Consider the following 16,588-nt stretch of genomic DNA (forward strand, 5'->3'; position numbering starts at 1 on the left):
CGTTCAGCCGCTCGTGAGCACGACCAGCTCCCGGGTGGAGCGGGTCATCGCCACGTAGCGGTCGACGGCGCCCTCGATCCCGTCGCCGAAGTCCTGGGGGTCCACGAGGACGACCAGGTCGAACTCGAGCCCCTTCGACAGCTCGGGGCTCAGGGAGCGGACCCGGTTCGTTCCCTCGAAGGTCGGGTCGCCGATCACGCACCCGGTGCCATCGGGGTGCGACGCCAGCCATGCATCGACGACCGGTTGCAGCTCGGCCACCGACCCGTGCCTGACGGGCAGACCGCTGCGGCGGATCGAGGTCGGGACGTTCGCGTCCGGGAGTGCCGCCCGGATCAGCGGCTCCGCCTCGGCCATCACCTCCTCCGGCGTGCGGTAGTTGACGGTCAGCGAGCTCAGGGTGGTGCGGTCCAGCCCGATGCGCTCGAGCCGGTCCTGCCACGACTCCGGGAACCCGTGCCGGGCCTGGGCCCGGTCACCGACGATGGTGAAGCTGCGCGAGGGGCAACGCTGCAGCAGCATCTGCCACTCGGCATCGGTCAGCTCCTGCGCCTCGTCCACGACGACGTGGGCGAAGGGCCCTGCGAGCCGGTCGGGGTCGGCAGCGGGCACGGCGTCCTCGTCGACGAAGTTCTCCCGGAGGTCGGGGTGCCGCAACATCGTCACGAGTCCTTCGTGGTCGTCATCCGCGGCGATGAGGTCGTCGATGACCCTGGCCATCTGCTCGCGCTCGACGGCGGCCGCCGCTTCTCGTGACCGCTGGTGCCGCGACGCCTTCGGGTCACCGAGACGTTGCCGCGCGGCATCGAGGAACGGCAGGTCGCTGGTCGTCCAGGCGTGGGGTTCGACGCGCTGGAGCAACCGCACCTGCTCGCGCGTGAGCCAGGGTGCGCACAGCCGCAGGTATGCCGGGACCGACCACAGGTCTGCGACGAGGTCGGTGGGTTCGACCAGTGGCCAGGCGCTGTTGAGCGCCTCCAGCAGCCCACGGTTGCGCCGCAACGAGGTCCGCAGCAGGGCGGGGGAGACGTCATCCTCGTCCACCTCCATGGCGAGCCTGTCGGCCACGATGGTCAGGAGCTCCTCGAGGACCTGGTCGCGCGCCTCGTTGTGCGGGGTCCCGGGGTCGGGGGAGTCGAAGGCCGTCGACCAGTCGGCAGGGCCCAGCCAGACGTCGGCCCACGGCGTCGTGATGGTCGACCCCTCGGACGGCGGCTCCTCGTAGAACCTCACGGCCTGCTCGACCGCCCGCACCAGCTCGACGGTCGCCTTGAGACCAGCCACGTGCGGATCGGCCTCTGGCGTCGCCGTCGCGCCCTCGGGGACGAGATCGCGCAGGGTGCAGGTCTGGACGCCCTCCTCGCCGAGGCTGGGGAGCACGTCGGAGACGTAGGCGAGATAGGGCTGGTGGGGGCCGACGAACAGGACGCCACCCTGCCGGTGGCCCAGGCGCGGGTCCGAGTAGAGCAGGTAGGCCGTGCGGTGGAGCGCCACCACCGTCTTGCCCGTGCCGGGTCCACCGTCGACGACCAGAGCGCCTCGGGACCCCGCTCGGATGATGGCGTCCTGGTCGGCCTGGATGGTCCCGAGGACGTCACGCATCCGCGCCGACCGCGTCGTGCCGAGGCTGGCGATGAAGGCGGACTGGTCGTCGAGGGCAGCGCCGTGCCGAAGCCCTTCGGCGGTGAACACCTCGTCCCAGTAGTCGGTGATCCGACCGCGGTACCAGCGGTACCTGCGTCGACTGGTCAGACCCATGGGCGTCGCGTGGGTCGCCCCGAAGAACGGCTCGGCGGCGGGGGAGCGCCAGTCCACCAGCAGCCGTCGGCCGTCGTGGGCGGTCAGGCCGAGCCGACCGACGTAGACCGGCTCGGCCCCCTCGGCGCCGATCATGCGCCCCAGGCACAGGTCCACACCGAACCGGCGCAGGGCGCGCAGCCTGGCCGTGAGCCGGTGCACGTCGAGGTCGCGGTCGAGCGCTTGTCGCCCAGCGCCGCCCGGGGCCCTGCGGGTCGCTTCCAGCCGTTCGGACAGCTCGGCGATGGTGCTCTCGAGGGTCTCGGCGATGGCCGCGAAGTGTGCCTCGTCTCTGGCGACCAGGGCCGGTGCCGCCTTGGCACCCAGTCGTTCAGGGAGGTCGAACACGCTGACGTCCTGGTCGTTCCTGTCACGCGTTCCCTGCGGTGACACCCCACGCATGCACGTTCTCCTTCAGCCTTCGGACGAGCTGCCGGCGCAGCTCCGACCCGAGAGTCTGAGGCACCACCGGGGCCTTGCCGCAAGACCCCCGGTGCGCTATACGTTGGAAAGGGAGAAGACCTGACGAAGTGGACGTGGTTGGTCTCGTCAATAACGCCGATAATCGACATTATGTCAATCTACTGATTTCGGCAGAGGGACAAGGGCCTCCCCGACCGGTCGCTCCACACCCGGACACCCACTGCCTCACGCGCACACCTGCGTGGTCCCGACAGGACGGCGCTCAGCCGGCGAAGGTGACCTCAGCAGCCTGGAGCACCGCGGCCGTCCGCCCGGGCGCCGACTGGTGCTGCCAGTACAGGTTCGTGTGCGCGATGACCTGCTCCGGCGCCGGCGCACCCCAGGCCGTGAGGTCCTCGGTCGTGTGGGCATCGCCGACCAGCGTCACGTCGTACCCGCGGGCGAACGCTCCATGGATGGTCGACCGGATGCAGGCATCGGTCTGCGCGCCGGTGACGACGAGCCGGCCCACGGCGGCGTCGGCCAGGACCGTCTCGAGCTCGGTGTCCTCGAAGGAGTCGCCGAACCGCTTGTGCACCAACGGTTCCGAGTCCCGCCGTGCCAGCTCGGGCACGTACTCCCAGTCGCCACTCCCCTGCTGGAGATCGTCGCTGGAGTGCTGCACCCACACCACGGGCGTCCCGGACTCCCGGGCCTGCTCGACGAGGCTGGCGATGGTGGCCACCACCTCGTCGCGGCGGTGGGCGCCGGCGACGACGCCGTTCTGGACGTCGATGACGACGAGGGCGGTGGCGGGGCGGTCTGACAGCGTGGCCATGGCGGTCTCCTGGTCCGGTTCGAAGCGGCGACCGTGTGCCAGGTCGTCGGTTCCGACCCTAGGGCGGACCACCGACAACCTCCGTCCGACAGCCCCCTCCGACAACCCCGGCCAGCCAGCAACCCCGGCCAGCCGATGACCCCGGGTCCACCACCTTCCAGGTCAAACAAGCAACGACCGTGGAGAGTCGGGCTAGACGGCCACCCCGCGCTGCAGGGCCAGGCGCTCCTCGGGGGTCGTGCCACCCCACACGCCATACGGCTCGCGGACGGACATCGCATGCTCGAAGCACTGCGTGATCACGGGGCACGTGGCGCACAGCGCCTTCGCGCGCTGCTCGCGGTTGAGGCGGCGGTTGCCGCGCTCGGCGTCGTGGGGGAAGAACTCGTCGGGGTCCGTCGTGCGGCAGGCGCCGTCCGTCTGCCACTCGTAGGAGCTCAACAGCGGTCGGGGAAGCCTCTTGATGCTGCTCATGTCGTCATCTCTCCTGGTGGCACGAACCGAAGTGATTCACAACCTATGCAGAACTTGTTCAGAGCGCAACATTCCTGAATAAGTTCTATAGTTGTTCATGCCCGGGCAGGGATCGACGTCGGCGCACATCCACCCGATGTCGAGCCAACGGGCACCAACGTGATAGGAACCGTGAGGTCATGGACAGCGAATCCGGTACGCGGCGCGCCTTTGGCGACCCTGCGGAGCGGGTCGACGACTCCCTTGGCGACGGCGAGGACAGCGGTCGCACGACCGTCGAGTGGGCGGTCGGCTCGGTTTCCGAGCGACTGGGGGTCGCCCCCGCGACACTGCGGACCTGGGACCGCCGGTACGGCATCGGCCCCTCCCAGCGGACCGAGGGCGGTCACCGCAGGTACACCGAGGAGGACATCCGGCGCGTACGGGTGATGGCCCGGTTCACCGCGCGCGGGGTGCCGGCGCAGAGCGCGGCCCGAGTGGCCCTGTCGATGGACTCCGAGCGCCTCATGATCGAGACGGGAGCCGAGAGCGACGCAGGTCCCGACCGCGGTGAGGCCAGCGACACCGTCTCGGCCGTGTGCTCCGCGGCCCTCTCCCTCGACCCCGCTGCGCTGTCCCGGATCTACCAGCGCACGCTGCGCGAGCGTGACCTCGTCAGCGCCTGGAACGACGTCTTCGCACCGGCGCTGCGCACCATCGGCGAGCAGTGGGGTGCCGGCGCCCTCGGGGTCGAGTCCGAGCACCTGGCGAGCGAGGTGCTGGTGACCGAGCTGCGCGCCGTGATCCGGGGCAACCGTCCCCGGACCCTCGAGGCCGACGTGGTCCTCGCCAGTGCGGACGAGGAGCAGCACTACCTCCCGCTGCTGGCTCTCGAGGCCGAGCTCGCCCGGCACGGGCTGGGAGCCATCTGCCTCGGCGCCCGGGTGCCGACGACGGCCATCTCCGACCTGCTCATGTCGCGCCACCCCAGCAGGTTGTTCCTGTGGGCCTCGATCAAGCGCCCGGCGGACGAGCCCCTGTGGTCGGTGCTCGCCGGAGTGCACTGGCCGATGACCGTGGTGCTCGGTGGCCCCGGCTGGCCCGCGGAGCTCCCGAGCGCCGGCAGGTCGGTCAGGCTGACCCATGCGCACGACCTCGGCAGCGCGGCGCATGCCATCCTCACGCCGGTCGAACCGACCACCTGACCGCTAGCCCAGCTGGTAGTCGAACCACACCCGGTGGGTGCCGTCGTCCTCGACGGCCAGACCGCCGGACCCGCGGATGCCCTGCAGCTCCCCCGTGCCGCTGCCCGGGACGATGGCGAAGTGCTCGTGGGCGCGTCCGCCGCCCTCCGTGGTCGCGGAGTGCACGAAGTTGAACGTCCCGGCCGCAGCGTCGAGCGCCCCGTCGAAGGACTCCATCGCGACATACGTGCCGGCACCGGTGGCCTGGTCGTAGGCGGCGGTGAAGATCGTCGCGCTGCGGCCCGACACCCCCCCGGTGTAGCTCTTGGCCATGACGGCGACCCCGACGGGTGCGCCCGTGGTCACCGGCTCCGGACCGGGTGACAGCTCGGCGGGGGTGAACGACTCGACGGTGAACGTGCCTTCGGTCCTCATGCCTGCAACCTACTGCCGGGCGGTGACGACGACCCCGCGGTTACGGTTGACCCATGGCGAGCACCCCGACGACCCTGACCCTCAACGACGGCACCAGCCTCCCGGCCATCGGGTTCGGCACCTACCCGCTCAAGGGCGAGGACGGCATCGAGGCGATGGTGGCCGCTCTCGAGAACGGTTACCGCCACCTCGACACCGCGGTGAACTACGGCAACGAGGCCGAGGTCGGGGAAGCACTGCGCCGCAGCGGGATCGCGCGCGAGGAGGTCGTCGTCGCGACGAAGATCCCCGGGCGCTTCCATGCCGAGGACCTCGCGCTCCAGTCGCTGCGGGACTCCGCCGAACGCCTGGGGCTCGAGCAGATCGACCTGGGCCTGATCCACTGGCCCAACCCGAGCCGGGACCTGTACCCGCAGGCCTGGCGGGCGCTGGTCCGGGCCCGGGACGAAGGGCTCGTGCGGACCGTCGGCGTCAGCAACTTCACGCCGGAGCACCTGCGGCGCGTCATCGAGGACACCGGGGTGACGCCGGCGGTCAACCAGATCGAGCTGCACCCGTACTTCCCGCAGGAGCACATGCGCTCGGTCCACGCCGAGCTCGGGATCCTCACCCAGGCCTGGAGCCCGATGGGCAAGCGCAATGCCCCGTTCGCCGAACCTGCCGTGGCCGACGCAGCGACGGCGCACGGCGTGACGCCCGGTCAGGTGATCCTGCGCTGGCACCTGCAGCTCGGCTCGATGCCACTGCCGAAGTCGGCGACGCCCGAGCGTCAGCGGGACAACCTGGACGTGTTCGGGTTCGAGCTCACCGACGATCAGGTCGCGGCGATCACTGCCCTGGGTCGTCCCGACGGACGGCTCTTCGGCGGCGACCCCGACACCCACGAGGAGATGTAGGGCCGACCGCTCACTCGAAGGGCGAGGGGTCTCCGGCGCCGATGCGGACGACCTCCGGTGCGCCGTCGGAGAAGTCCACGACGGTCGTGGGTTCGGTGCCACACTCCCCCGAGTCGATGACCGCGTCGACCTGGTGGTCGAGCTCCTCCTTGACGAGCCAGCCCTCGGTCATGGGATCGGTCTCGCCGGGCAGGATCAGCGTGCTCGACAGGATCGGCTCCCCCAGCTCGGCGAGCAGCGCCTGCACCACCCGGTTGTCTGGGATGCGCACCCCGACGGTCTTCTTCTTCGGGTGCAGCAGCCGGCGCGGCACCTCCTTGGTCGCCGGGAGGATGAACGTGTAGCTGCCGGGCGTCGCCGCCTTGATCGCGCGGAACACCGAGTTGTCGATGTGCACGAGCTGGCCCAGCTGGGCGAAGTCGGCGCAGACGAGCGTGTAGTGGTGCTTGTCGCCCAGGTGGCGGATCGCCGCGATGCGGTCCTTGCCGTCCTGGTTGCCCAGGGCGCACCCCAGCGCGTACCCGGAGTCGGTCGGGTACGCGACCAGACCTCCGTCGCGGATCAGCTGCACCGCCTGCCCGATGGCCCGCGGTTGGGGGTCCACCGGGTGCACGTCCAGATACCTCGCCATGCGCTGACTGTATGCCGCGCGGCCGGGACCGTGCGGCATACCTCCCCTGCGCGGCCCGCTAGGTTGGTCCGGTGCGCGCACTCGTGAAGACCACCGCTGGTCCGGGCCTGGAGCTCATGGACGTCCCCGAGCCCGACACCGGCCCCACCGACGTGAAGATCCGGGTGCTGAGGGCGGGTCTGTGCGGCACCGACCTGCACCTCGAGCAGTGGGACGACTGGGCCGCCTCGACCGTGGTGCCACCCATGACCATCGGCCACGAGTTCTACGGCGAGGTGGTCGAGGTCGGCGAGGACGTCACCAACGTCAGCGTCGGTCAGCGCGCCTCCGGCGAGGGCCACATCGTGTGCGGCACGTGCCGCAACTGCCGCGCCGGTCGGCGCCACATGTGCATCCACACCAAGGGGATCGGCGTGAACCGCGACGGCGCCTTCGCCGACTTCGTGGTCCTCCCCGCGACGAACGTGTGGGTGCAGCCCGACGACCTCGACCCCGACCTCGCAGCGGTCTTCGACCCCCTCGGCAACGCGACGCACACGGCGTTGTCGTTCCCGATGGCCGGCGAGGACGTCGTCATCACCGGCGCTGGCCCCATCGGCGTCATGGCCGCCGCGCTCGCCCGCCACATCGGTGCGCGGTACGTCGTCGTCACCGACGTCAGCGACTACCGCCTCGGGCTCGCGAAGGCGGCCGGGGCCGACCTCGTCGTCAACGCCGCCACGTCGAACCTGCGCGAGGCGATGGGTGAGCTGGGCATGAAGGAGGGCTTCGACGTGGGCCTGGAGATGTCCGGCGTGCCGAGCGCGGTCGAGGACATGCTCGCCAACATGAACCACGGCGGCCGGGTCGCGATGCTGGGCCTGCCCAAGGACCCGTTCGCGATCGACTGGGGCCGGGTCATCACGCACATGATCACCATCAAGGGCATCTACGGGCGCGAGATGTACGACACCTGGTACGCGATGAGCTCCATGCTCGGCACCTCTCCCCTGCTGCAGGAGCGCATCGCCTCCGTCATCACCCACCGTTTCCCCGCGGAGCAGTGGCAGGACGCGTTCGCCGCGGCCCGGTCGGGTCAGTGCGGCAAAGTCATCATGGATTGGAGCTGACCGATGTACGGCACCGTCAAGGACGAGCTGGCCACCACGCTGCGCGAGATCGAGGACGCCGGGCTCTACAAGCGTGAGCGTGAGCTGACGTCACCGCAGTCGGCGCACATCCGCACCGCCGCGACCGCGGCGCTCAACTTCTGCGCCAACAACTACCTGGGCCTCGCCGACCACCCCGACGTCGAGGCCGCAGCCGCAAAGGCGTTGCAGGAGTGGGGGTTCGGCATGGCGAGCGTGCGGTTCATCTGCGGCACCCAGGAGCTGCACAAGCAGCTCGAGCGGGCCCTGTCCGACTTCCTCGAGACCGACGACACGATCCTGTACTCGTCCTGCTTCGACGCCAACGGCGGTGTCTTCGAGGTGCTCTTCGGCGCCGAGGACGCGATCATCTCCGACGAGCTGAACCACGCGTCGATCATCGACGGCATCCGCTTGTCCAAGGCGAAGCGGTTCCGCTACAAGAACGCCGACATGACCGACCTGCGCACGCAGCTCGAGGCAGCGGCCGCGGCCGGTGCCCGCCGGACCGTCGTCGTCACCGACGGGGTGTTCTCGATGGACGGGTTCCTCGCCCCCCTGGACCAGATCTGCGACCTCGCCGACGAGTTCGGCGCGATGGTGCTGGTCGACGACAGCCACGCCGTCGGGTTCGTCGGCGACGGGGGCCGCGGCACGCCGGAACGGTTCGGCGTGATGGACCGGGTCGACATCATCACCGGGACGCTGGGCAAGGCGCTCGGTGGAGCGTCCGGTGGCTACGTCGCCGCCCACCAGGAGATCGTCGACCTGCTGCGCCAGCGGTCGCGCCCCTACCTGTTCTCCAACGCGGTCGCCCCGAGCGTCGCCGCCGGCTCGCTCAAGGCGCTCCAGATCGCAGCGGGGTCTGCGGATGCGCGGGCGCAGCTGACGCGCAACACCGAGCTGTTCCGAACGCTGATGACCGAGGCCGGGTTCGACCTCCTCCCGGGCGAGCACCCCATCACCCCGGTGATGTTCCCGGGTGAGGACGGCGCCAGGAAGGCCGCGCAGATCGCCGACGCGATGCTCGACGAGGGCGTGTACGTCATCGCCTTCTCCTACCCGGTGGTGCCGCAGGGCAAGGCACGCATCCGGGTCCAGCTGTCCGCGGGCCACACCGAGCAGGACGTCCGGTCCTGCGTCGACGCCTTCGTGGCCGCCCGCGAGAAGACGGCCTGAGGAGCAGGTCGTGGCACGGCTGCACTACGCGGCGATCGCCTCGCTCGACGGTTACGTCGTCGACTCGGCGGGAAGCTTCGCCTGGGCCGCGCCCGGCGAGCAGGTGCACGCGTTCGTCAACGACCGGGAGCGCGGCATCGGCACCTACCTCTACGGGCGTCGGATGTGGGAGGTCATGCGCTACTGGGCCACCGAGGACTCGGAGGACGACCGCTCCCCCGTCTCTGCGGCCTACCGCCGCATCTGGCAGTCCGCCGACAAGGTCGTCTTCTCCGGCTCGCTGTCGTCCGTGGACACCCCGCGCACGACGCTGGTCCCGGGCTTCGACGCGGACCTCGTCGGCCGTCTCAAGGCCGAGGCCACGGCCGACCTCAGCATCGGTGGCCCGACCGTCGCCGCGGCGGCGCTCTCCGCAGGCCTGGTCGACGAGGTGTCGCTGTATCTTCACCCGCTCGCGGTGGGCGGCGGGACACCGGCCCTCCCGCCGGGCGCTCGCACCGACCTGCACCTCGTCGAGCAGCACACGTTCGACGACGGGGTCGTCTTCCTGCGCTACACCGTGGCCTGACGCGGCCGGCGCGTCAGTCCTGCGCGAGCCCGCTGTCGATCGGGGTGCCCAGCACCACGGTCCGGCTGACGGTGCACAGCCGGTCGTGGGACATCGCGATGGCCTTCGGGAGCATCTCCCGGGCCTTGTCGCCGGCCTCCCCCTCGGGGAACGTCACCGCGAACCTCACCTGCAGTCCGTCCATGTGGTTGCCGTCGTCGTCGCGCACCTTGTCCCCCGACGCCTCGACCACGAAGCTCTCGGGCTCGGCACGCTTGACGGTGATGAAGTCGACGTCGACGGCGCTGCAGCCGGCGATGGCGGTGAGGAGGAGCTCGACCGGCGTGAAGTCGGCGCTCTCCCCTCCCCCGATCCGCATCGTGCCACCACGGACGTTCGTCACCTCGAAGACGCCCTTCTCGACCCGCTCCATGCTGATCGAGCGGTGTCCCAGCCCGGTGCCGCCGGTCTCCTGTGCCATCACGTGCCCCATTTCTGCGCGAGTGCGCGCACCACGGTCATGTTGCGGGCCGTTCCTGCGACGCCGAGGACCTTCTCGATCTTCGGGCCCGTCAGCTTCGCGGTGTGGAACGGCAACGCGAACTCCATGAGGACATCCTTGCCGATGACGTGGGCCCGCTCGCCGGGGGCATCCCACTCCTCGAGCTCTGCGGCTCGCGCGGCCGTGGGTGCCTCGGCGCAGAAGCTCACGTAGCGGGACTGCTCACCCTCGAGGCTCACCGGTACGGCGTCCACGGCCTCCACGAGCCCGGTCAGGTCGGCGGGGCGGCGAGCGATCGCCACGATGTCGTATCCGGCGTGCTCCCCGAGCGCCTCCCCCACCGCCTGCTCCACCTTGGCGATGCTGCGCAAGGATGTGTCCACGAGGAAGTTGCCCGTCTGGATGTGGGACTCGACGCCGGTGAAATCGTTGTCCTCCAACACTTTTCGAGCGTCAGCCATCGCGAGCTTGCGACCACCGACGTTCACCGCCCGCAGGAAGACCACGAACTTGGCCATGCGTCAGGCTCCTTCCACCAGGTGGCGCAGGACCGCGCCGATCCGCGCCATACCGGTCAGTGCGGTCTCACGGGCGGCGGGTGAGCCGGTGTCGTCCCACTCCGCCAGGACGGCGTAGGCGAAGCACCCTCCGGGACCGGTCACCACGCCGGCATCGCCCCGGACGCCGGCAATGGTCCCGGTCTTGTTCCACAGGCGCACGCCGCGCTCTGGCTCGTCATGGCACAGCGGGTCGAGGCCGAACGCCCCTGCGACCATGGACAGGTCGGCGTTGAGCGACAACCACGCGACGACCTGTTCGGACACGGCCCGGGAGACCACCTCGCCGCGGTGCAGGCGGGCCACGAGCGTCGCCAGCCCGGCGGCAGTGGCGGTCGACAGCGTCGGAGGGTCGTGCGGGCCGCGTTCGTCGAGCACGGGTCCGTGCAGGGCCACCGCCTCCACACCACAGTCCACCGCCGTCGCCGCGACGGCCCGGGCCCCTCCGACGCGGTGGAGCAGGACGTTGGTCGCGAGGTTGTCGCTGAAGGCGCCGACAAGCGCAGCACAGTCACGGACCTCGAGTGAGGCAGTGGCCAGGTGGCGCCAGAGCCCTGAATCGGCCACGAGGTCCTCGGTCCGGGGAACGAGCTGCTGGCTGCCGTCGAGCGAGCCGTTCTCCAGCAGCCTGGCCACCTCGACCAGGAGCAGGATCTTGCCGAGGCTGGCCGTCCGTTGCACCCGGTCCGCGTCGGCGCTGGCGAGCACCGCACCCGTGCCGGCGTCGGTGAGGTGCCACGCCCAGCGAGGTGGACACTGGCCGGCGCCCAGCACGTCCTCGGCCACGACGCCGACGAGGTCACCCAGCAGGGCGTCCACCCGGACAGGGGGCGCCGGGTCGTTCACCGCAGCGCCCTCACAGGTCGAGCGCTCCCTCACCGAGGGGGTGGACGAGTCCGCCCACGCGCACCGTGCCGTCCTGCACGGACAGCAGCAGGGTGGACGGTCTGCCGACCTGGGCCCCCTGGCTGACGACCCATTCCCCCGAGCGGCCCTTGTCGGCCAGCCACGCGCCGAGGTTGGAGCACGCGGACCCGGTGGCAGGGTCCTCGATCGCCGCCGCGCCCTGGGTGAACAGGGCCCGCGCCTCGACCTGCCCCTCGCCGGTCTCGCACCACAGGTAGACGAGGGTCTCCCCGCCTCGCGTGCCCATGCCCGCGAACTGACGCATGAGCGCGGCGTCGCCGACCGCTCGGCGCACCGCGTCGACGGAGGCGGCCTGTGCGATCACCTGCGCACTCCCGGTGCTGACCTGCTGCACGGGGCCGACGAGGTCGTCCGGCTCGAGCCCGACGCAGGACGCGATCTCGTCGAGCTGGTAGTCCGCGTGGACGACGCCGGGGTTCGCCGTCAGGGTCCACGTGTCACCGTCCGCGCTGACGGGGATGACTCCGGCAGGCATCGAGAGCGACAACGAGTCGCCACCCTGTCCGAGCGCGCGCACGACGTGTGCCGTCCCCAGGGTGGGGTGCCCCGCGAACGCCATCTCGTAGTTCGGCGTGAAGATGCGGACCCCGGCGTCGGCCCCGTCCACCGCAGGGACGAGGAAGGTCGTCTCCGAGAGGTTGAACTGGCGTGCCAGTCCTTGCATCTGGTCGTCGGTCAGGTCCTGGGCTCCCTCGACGACGCACAGCGGGTTGCCCGAGAACGGGTCCGCCGTCCGGGCGAAGACGTTGAGCAGCCGGTAGGTCAGGCGCATGCGACCACTCTGTCATGCTGACCACGTGTCGAGCAGCGTTCCGAACCCGCCCAGCCCACCCACCGGACGACTCGTCCTGCTGCGCCACGGCGAGACCGCCTGGTCGCTGTCGGGGCAGCACACCGGGCGCACCAACATCCCCCTGACGCCGCACGGCGAGGAGCTCGCCCGGGCCGCGGGGCAGCTCCTCGAGGGCCGCGAGTTCGCCCTGGTGCTGTCCTCACCCCTGCAGCGCGCCCGTCGCACCGCGGAGCTCGCCGGCCTCGAGCCCGAGATCACCGACGACCTGCTGGAGTGGGACTACGGCGCGTACGAAGGCCTGACCACCCCGGAGATCCGCGCGCAGCTGGGGTACGACTGGACGGTCTTCGAGCACGGTGTCCCGGCAGGTGACACCCCCGGCGAGACGGTCGAGGAGGTCGCCGCCCGGGCCTCGAGGGTCGTCCGGCGCGCGGTCGCCGCCATGGCGCACGGCGACGTGGCCCTGGTCGGCCACGGACACTGCCTGCGGGTGCTGGCGTCGGTGTTCCTGCGAAGGGAGCCCAGGCTGGGCGCCCAGCTGCTGCTGGACGCGGGCTCGGTGAGCGTCCTGCAGTACGAGCGCGAGAAGCCCGCCATCCGCGTCTGGAACCACGGACCCGCGGTTGCAGCGCGTCCCTCCGACCCGGCCTGAGCTCAGCTCCGGGGCACCCGCGTGCGCGGGGGCCGCACGACGGTGAGGTCGGCGCGGCGCGGCGTGGACCACGTCCTCGGTGCTCCCGGGACCGAGGCGGCAGGGACAGGGTCGAGGTCGGCGGGCCAGGACGTGGCCCCCTCGTCGTCGAACAGCGCCACGGCGCTGGCGGGGCCCGGGGTGAACCGCGGCCCGTACCTCACGCCGCCGTGCCCGGCACGGTCCAGGGCCTGCGCCCAGAGCTGCGGCACGGCATACGGGACCATCGTCTCCAGCTCGCGGATGACGCCGAAGTCGCCTGCGGCACCTGACTGCACGTCGGCGACCTCGCGGTCGTCGGGGAGGCGCAGGCGTGACACCACGACGTCCTCGAGCAGGCTCTCCGGCACGGTGACGGCACCGCCGAGCACCGGACCGACCCGCTCGCGGACCGCGCTGCCGGGATCGAGGGCGGTGTAGCAGGTGCCGCGCGGCGACGGGAGGTCGAACCGTCCGCCGCCCTCGTTGCCGAACCACCAGGCGCCGAAGTCGACCGAGTGCGCCCGGAACAGGTCGGTCGCGCTGTCGACGTGGTGGGTGGGGAAACCGTCGAGGGAGGTCCTGGGCGGGCCCTGGGCAACCCGCTCGCGGTCGCTCATGCGGCCCAGGCGGCCGCATCGGCCGTGGCGCGGTCCGCCACGTGCCGCACCGCCGACGCGGAGGACCGGTGGACGACGAGGTAGTCGATCGCGCTCTGGCCGTCGAAGACCGGGGTCGGCGTGGTCAGCCAGGCCCCGACCGACCAGCCGTCCACTCCCCTGCGCGTGAACGCGCCGACCGCCTCGACGACGCCGGGCCGCACCGCGCCGTTGCGCCCGAACTGCAACGAGGGGTAGACGAGGTGGCCGTCGGCGGTGCGGCACGCCAGCACCGTGCCCCGACGCACCCGGTCGAACAGGGCCTGCCGCGAGATGCCGAGCCAGGCGATCAGGCCGGCCGTGTCGTAGAACGGCCCGAGCGGCTGGTCGAGCGGGTGCACGGTCGGCAGGGCTGCGAGCATCCGCTCGGCGAGCTCGTCGACGTCACCGAGGTCGAGCGTGCGGCCCTGGGCACGCAGGTCCTCCGACCGCGCCTCGATCCGCTGCCGCAGCGCCTCGGTGAGGGCGTCGACCGCGGTCGTGGTGCGGGTGCGTGGCGTCATGTGGGGGCCTCCGTCAAGTCCGGCGAACGTCAAGGGCGTCAAGGTCAATGATGCCACTCTAGGTCGCTGCACCGACAGTCGCCGCCGGCCGGCTGCGCCGTCAGGCGCGGCGACGAGCCCGCAGCACCACGTCCTGCGTATGGTGCGTGCCCCCTCCGCTGAGCGGCACCTCCCGCGGCCTGGACTCGTCGACCTCGACCTCCCAGTCGGCGCCCAGCACCCGCGCCACGTCGCCGGGGAACACGTAGTCGTCGGGGTCCCAGCCGTGCGACCGCGCCTCGTGCATGTCGGCCGGCGAGTGGTGGACCACGAGGAGGGTGCCACCCGGCGCCACGGCATCGGCCAGGGCGCGCTCGGCGTCACCCCCGGGCGTCCGCTTGAGCACCGGGTACTGCGCCGAGACGAGGTCGAACGACCCTGCGGGCAGCGCGGCCTCGACGAAGCCGTCGTGCACCCACTGCACCTCGACCCCCGCCTCGACCGCGTGCTGCCCAGCTCGCTCGAGGGCCACCGACGACACGTCGAGCCCGGTGACCTGCCAACCCGCCCGGGCCAGCCACACGGCGTCCGCCCCCTCGCCGCACCCGACGTCCAGCGCGCGGCCAGGCTCGAGGTGGGCCACCTGCGACACGAGCGACCCGTTCGGCTGCCCGCTCCAGATCTGCTCGGACGCGGCGTAGCGCTCGTCCCAGTCGTCGTCGCCCGGCCCCAGCCCGCGGGGCATGCCGTCCGGGTGGGAGTGCTCCGGTCCGTGAGCCTGGTGGCCCCCCTGAGCATGGTCGCCGTGGCCGTGGCCATGGTCGTGGCGGTGGTCGTGCTCGGCGTCGTGGGCGGTCAGCGGGTCGCGCGCAGCGGGCGTCGTCATGTCCGCAGCGTGCCGCAGTCGCCCACCGGCGGGCAAGCGATGTTGCCGTTCCCGCAAAGCCGGCCCCACGGCATACCGGCAGGGCGGCCGGTCACGCAGCGAGGAGTCGACGTCAGGGCAGCGGCCAGGTGTGCACCGGCTCGTTGCTGTGCATGTTGGCGACGTAGTGCTCGAGCATCTTCGCGAGGGCGCTCTGCCGGTCCAGGCCCGACGCCTCGAACCTGGCCACGGCGTCGGTCTGCCAGGTGGCGCCGTTGGTGCTGGTCGTCGCCCGGCCCTCGATCACCGACAGGAACCGGTCACGCACCGCCGCCGACACCCCCCAGTCCGCCAGGCCCTCGTGGGCCATCGGCAGCAGGTGGCGCAGCACGAGCTCCTCGGCCCGCACCTCCCCGAACCCCGGCCAGTACAGGCGGGACTCGATGCCGTCGCGGGCCGCGTTGTGGAAGTTCTGCTCCGCCGCGGCGAAGCTCATCTTGCTCCAGATCGGCCGGTCGTCGGAGGCGAGCTTGCGGATGACGCCGTAGTAGAAGGCGGCGTTGGCCATGACGTCGACCAGGGTCGGGCCGGCGGGCAGGACGCGGTTCTCCACGCGCAGGTGCGGGGTGCCCTCGACGATGTCGTAGATGGGCCGGTTCCAGCGGTAGACCGTGCCGTTGTGCAGCCGCAGCTCCGACAGCGCCGGGGCCTCGCCCGCGGCGAGCTTGGCCACGGGGTCCTCGTCGCTGACCTCGGCGAGCAGCGCCGGGAAGTAGCGCACGTTCTCCTCGAACAGGTCGAAGATCGAGGTGATCCACCGCTCACCGAAGAAGACACGCGGGCGGACGCCCTGGTTCTTCAGCTCGATGCTGCGCGTGTCGGTGGCCTGGCTGAACAGCTCGATGCGCGTCTCGGCGTGCAGCCGCTGGCCGAAGAAGAACGGCGAGTTCGCCGCCAGTGCGATCTGCGGGGCCACGAGCGCCTGCGCGGCGTTCCAGTGCGCGGCGAAGTCCTGGGGGGCGACCTGGAGATGGAGCTGCACGCTCGTGCAGGCCGACTCCGGGGCGATCGAGTTGCAGTAGGTGGCCACCCGCTCCCCCGTCGGGCCCTCGATGTCGAGGTAGATGTCCTCGCCACGGGCGTAGAAGATCGAGTCGTTGAGGGCGGTGTAGCGGTTGTTGGCGCTGATCCACTCCCCCTCGAAGTGCTGCGGCATGATCGTCGGCAGGATGCCCACGGCGACGATGTGGGCACCGCGCTTGTCGGCCGCCGCGCTGGCGGCGTTCAGGGAGGTCCGCATCTCCTCCTCGAGCTCGATCGCCGAGTCACCCGGCAGCGGGCGGGGCGGGACGTTGAGCTCGATGTTGTACTGCGCCAGCTCGGTCTGGTAACCCGGGTCGGCGATCGCCTCGAGCACCTCCGCGTTGGCGAACTTGGGTTGGTAGGCGTCGTCGACGAGGTTGAGCTCGATCTCCATGCCGGTCATCGGCCGGTCGAACTCGAAGACGCTCTGGGCCAGCATGCGTTCGAAGACGTCGAGGTTCTGGCGCACCTTCTCGCGGTACTGCTGACGCTGCTCGCGCGTGTAGCTCTGCGCGGTGACTTCCTCCCCCACGGGGGACCTCCTTGACGGTGCGTCCGGTA

At 71.2% G+C, this 16,588-nt stretch carries 19 protein-coding genes; 6 read left to right on the top strand and 13 right to left on the bottom strand.

Annotated features, from left to right (window positions below):
- Nucleotides 1–3: 3 nt before the first annotated feature.
- The 3 genes from helR to ACYVKF_RS16780 all read right to left on the bottom strand — a co-directional run bounded on the left by helR (nucleotide 4) and on the right by ACYVKF_RS16780 (nucleotide 3,511).
- On the bottom strand, nucleotides 4–2,199 hold the full coding sequence (gene helR / locus ACYVKF_RS16770; RefSeq protein ID WP_460967902.1) for an RNA polymerase recycling motor ATPase HelR: 2,196 nt from the start codon (nucleotides 2,197–2,199) through the stop codon (nucleotides 4–6).
- A gap of 283 nt (nucleotides 2,200–2,482) precedes the next feature.
- Nucleotides 2,483–3,037: a cysteine hydrolase family protein gene (locus ACYVKF_RS16775; protein WP_460967904.1), complete on the bottom strand. Its 555-nt coding sequence runs from the start codon at nucleotides 3,035–3,037 to the stop codon at nucleotides 2,483–2,485.
- Between the two features lie 192 nt (nucleotides 3,038–3,229).
- Nucleotides 3,230–3,511, bottom strand: coding sequence for a WhiB family transcriptional regulator (locus ACYVKF_RS16780; protein WP_056914452.1), 282 nt, complete (start codon nucleotides 3,509–3,511; stop codon nucleotides 3,230–3,232).
- 179 nt (nucleotides 3,512–3,690) lie between these two features.
- Here ACYVKF_RS16780 and ACYVKF_RS16785 point away from each other — a divergent pair, with 179 nt between their 5' ends.
- Complete coding sequence (locus ACYVKF_RS16785; RefSeq protein WP_460967906.1) at nucleotides 3,691–4,695, top strand: MerR family transcriptional regulator; 1,005 nt, start codon at nucleotides 3,691–3,693, stop codon at nucleotides 4,693–4,695.
- 3 nt (nucleotides 4,696–4,698) lie between these two features.
- On the opposite strand, the gene ACYVKF_RS16790 is transcribed toward ACYVKF_RS16785, so the two are convergent.
- Nucleotides 4,699–5,109 carry a DUF3224 domain-containing protein gene (locus ACYVKF_RS16790; RefSeq protein WP_460967908.1) on the bottom strand — a complete coding sequence of 137 codons (411 nt, stop codon included), beginning with the start codon at nucleotides 5,107–5,109 and terminating at the stop codon, nucleotides 4,699–4,701.
- Nucleotides 5,110–5,162: 53 nt separating this feature from the next.
- On the opposite strand from ACYVKF_RS16790, the gene ACYVKF_RS16795 reads away from it, so the two are divergent.
- Nucleotides 5,163–6,005 (top strand): aldo/keto reductase, encoded by an 843-nt coding sequence (locus ACYVKF_RS16795; RefSeq protein WP_460967910.1) that lies wholly within the window; start codon nucleotides 5,163–5,165, stop codon nucleotides 6,003–6,005.
- Nucleotides 6,006–6,015: 10 nt separating this feature from the next.
- Here ACYVKF_RS16795 and ACYVKF_RS16800 read toward each other — a convergent pair whose 3' ends face one another.
- Nucleotides 6,016–6,636, bottom strand: a complete 621-nt coding sequence (locus tag ACYVKF_RS16800) for an L-threonylcarbamoyladenylate synthase (protein ID WP_056914456.1) — start codon at nucleotides 6,634–6,636, stop codon at nucleotides 6,016–6,018.
- A 71-nt stretch (nucleotides 6,637–6,707) separates the two neighbouring features.
- On the opposite strand from ACYVKF_RS16800, the gene tdh reads away from it, so the two are divergent.
- From tdh to ACYVKF_RS16815, 3 genes are read left to right on the top strand one after another with little or no spacing between them, the layout of a single operon-like run.
- On the top strand, nucleotides 6,708–7,745 hold the full coding sequence (tdh, locus tag ACYVKF_RS16805; RefSeq protein ID WP_056914457.1) for an L-threonine 3-dehydrogenase: 1,038 nt from the start codon (nucleotides 6,708–6,710) through the stop codon (nucleotides 7,743–7,745).
- 3 nt (nucleotides 7,746–7,748) lie between these two features.
- Nucleotides 7,749–8,942 (top strand): glycine C-acetyltransferase, encoded by a 1,194-nt coding sequence (locus ACYVKF_RS16810; protein ID WP_460967913.1) that lies wholly within the window; start codon nucleotides 7,749–7,751, stop codon nucleotides 8,940–8,942.
- A 10-nt stretch (nucleotides 8,943–8,952) separates the two neighbouring features.
- Nucleotides 8,953–9,510 (top strand): dihydrofolate reductase family protein, encoded by a 558-nt coding sequence (locus ACYVKF_RS16815; protein WP_460967915.1) that lies wholly within the window; start codon nucleotides 8,953–8,955, stop codon nucleotides 9,508–9,510.
- A 13-nt stretch (nucleotides 9,511–9,523) separates the two neighbouring features.
- Here the strand turns inward: ACYVKF_RS16815 and ACYVKF_RS16820 are convergent, their stop codons facing one another.
- From ACYVKF_RS16820 to ACYVKF_RS16835, 4 genes are read right to left on the bottom strand one after another with little or no spacing between them, the layout of a single operon-like run.
- The gene (locus ACYVKF_RS16820) at nucleotides 9,524–9,970 is read right to left on the bottom strand and encodes an OsmC family protein (RefSeq protein WP_460967917.1); all 447 of its coding nucleotides are present in this window, start codon (nucleotides 9,968–9,970) and stop codon (nucleotides 9,524–9,526) included.
- Nucleotides 9,970–10,509 (bottom strand): DUF1697 domain-containing protein, encoded by a 540-nt coding sequence (locus tag ACYVKF_RS16825; RefSeq protein ID WP_460967919.1) that lies wholly within the window; start codon nucleotides 10,507–10,509, stop codon nucleotides 9,970–9,972. Before ACYVKF_RS16825 ends, ACYVKF_RS16820 begins: the two co-directional genes overlap by 1 nt.
- Nucleotides 10,510–10,512: 3 nt before the next feature.
- Complete coding sequence (locus ACYVKF_RS16830; RefSeq protein WP_460967921.1) at nucleotides 10,513–11,394, bottom strand: serine hydrolase; 882 nt, start codon at nucleotides 11,392–11,394, stop codon at nucleotides 10,513–10,515.
- Nucleotides 11,395–11,404: 10 nt separating this feature from the next.
- Nucleotides 11,405–12,247, bottom strand: a complete 843-nt coding sequence (locus tag ACYVKF_RS16835) for a PhzF family phenazine biosynthesis protein (RefSeq protein ID WP_460967923.1) — start codon at nucleotides 12,245–12,247, stop codon at nucleotides 11,405–11,407.
- 25 nt (nucleotides 12,248–12,272) lie between these two features.
- Here ACYVKF_RS16835 and ACYVKF_RS16840 point away from each other — a divergent pair, with 25 nt between their 5' ends.
- Complete coding sequence (locus ACYVKF_RS16840; protein WP_460967925.1) at nucleotides 12,273–12,920, top strand: histidine phosphatase family protein; 648 nt, start codon at nucleotides 12,273–12,275, stop codon at nucleotides 12,918–12,920.
- 2 nt (nucleotides 12,921–12,922) lie between these two features.
- Here the strand turns inward: ACYVKF_RS16840 and ACYVKF_RS16845 are convergent, their stop codons facing one another.
- The 4 genes from ACYVKF_RS16845 to ACYVKF_RS16860 all read right to left on the bottom strand — a co-directional run bounded on the left by ACYVKF_RS16845 (nucleotide 12,923) and on the right by ACYVKF_RS16860 (nucleotide 16,559).
- Complete coding sequence (locus ACYVKF_RS16845; protein WP_460967927.1) at nucleotides 12,923–13,558, bottom strand: RES family NAD+ phosphorylase; 636 nt, start codon at nucleotides 13,556–13,558, stop codon at nucleotides 12,923–12,925.
- Nucleotides 13,555–14,100: a hypothetical protein gene (locus tag ACYVKF_RS16850; RefSeq protein ID WP_056914464.1), complete on the bottom strand. Its 546-nt coding sequence runs from the start codon at nucleotides 14,098–14,100 to the stop codon at nucleotides 13,555–13,557. The genes ACYVKF_RS16845 and ACYVKF_RS16850 overlap by 4 nt, the downstream gene beginning before the upstream one ends.
- Nucleotides 14,101–14,200: 100 nt before the next feature.
- Entirely contained in the window at nucleotides 14,201–14,965 is a 765-nt protein-coding gene (locus ACYVKF_RS16855; protein WP_460967929.1) for a class I SAM-dependent methyltransferase, read from the bottom strand.
- 112 nt (nucleotides 14,966–15,077) lie between these two features.
- Entirely contained in the window at nucleotides 15,078–16,559 is a 1,482-nt protein-coding gene (locus ACYVKF_RS16860) for a glutamate--cysteine ligase family protein (RefSeq protein WP_056919034.1), read from the bottom strand.
- Nucleotides 16,560–16,588: the final 29 nt, after the last annotated feature.

Source organism: Pedococcus soli, assembly GCF_054782575.1.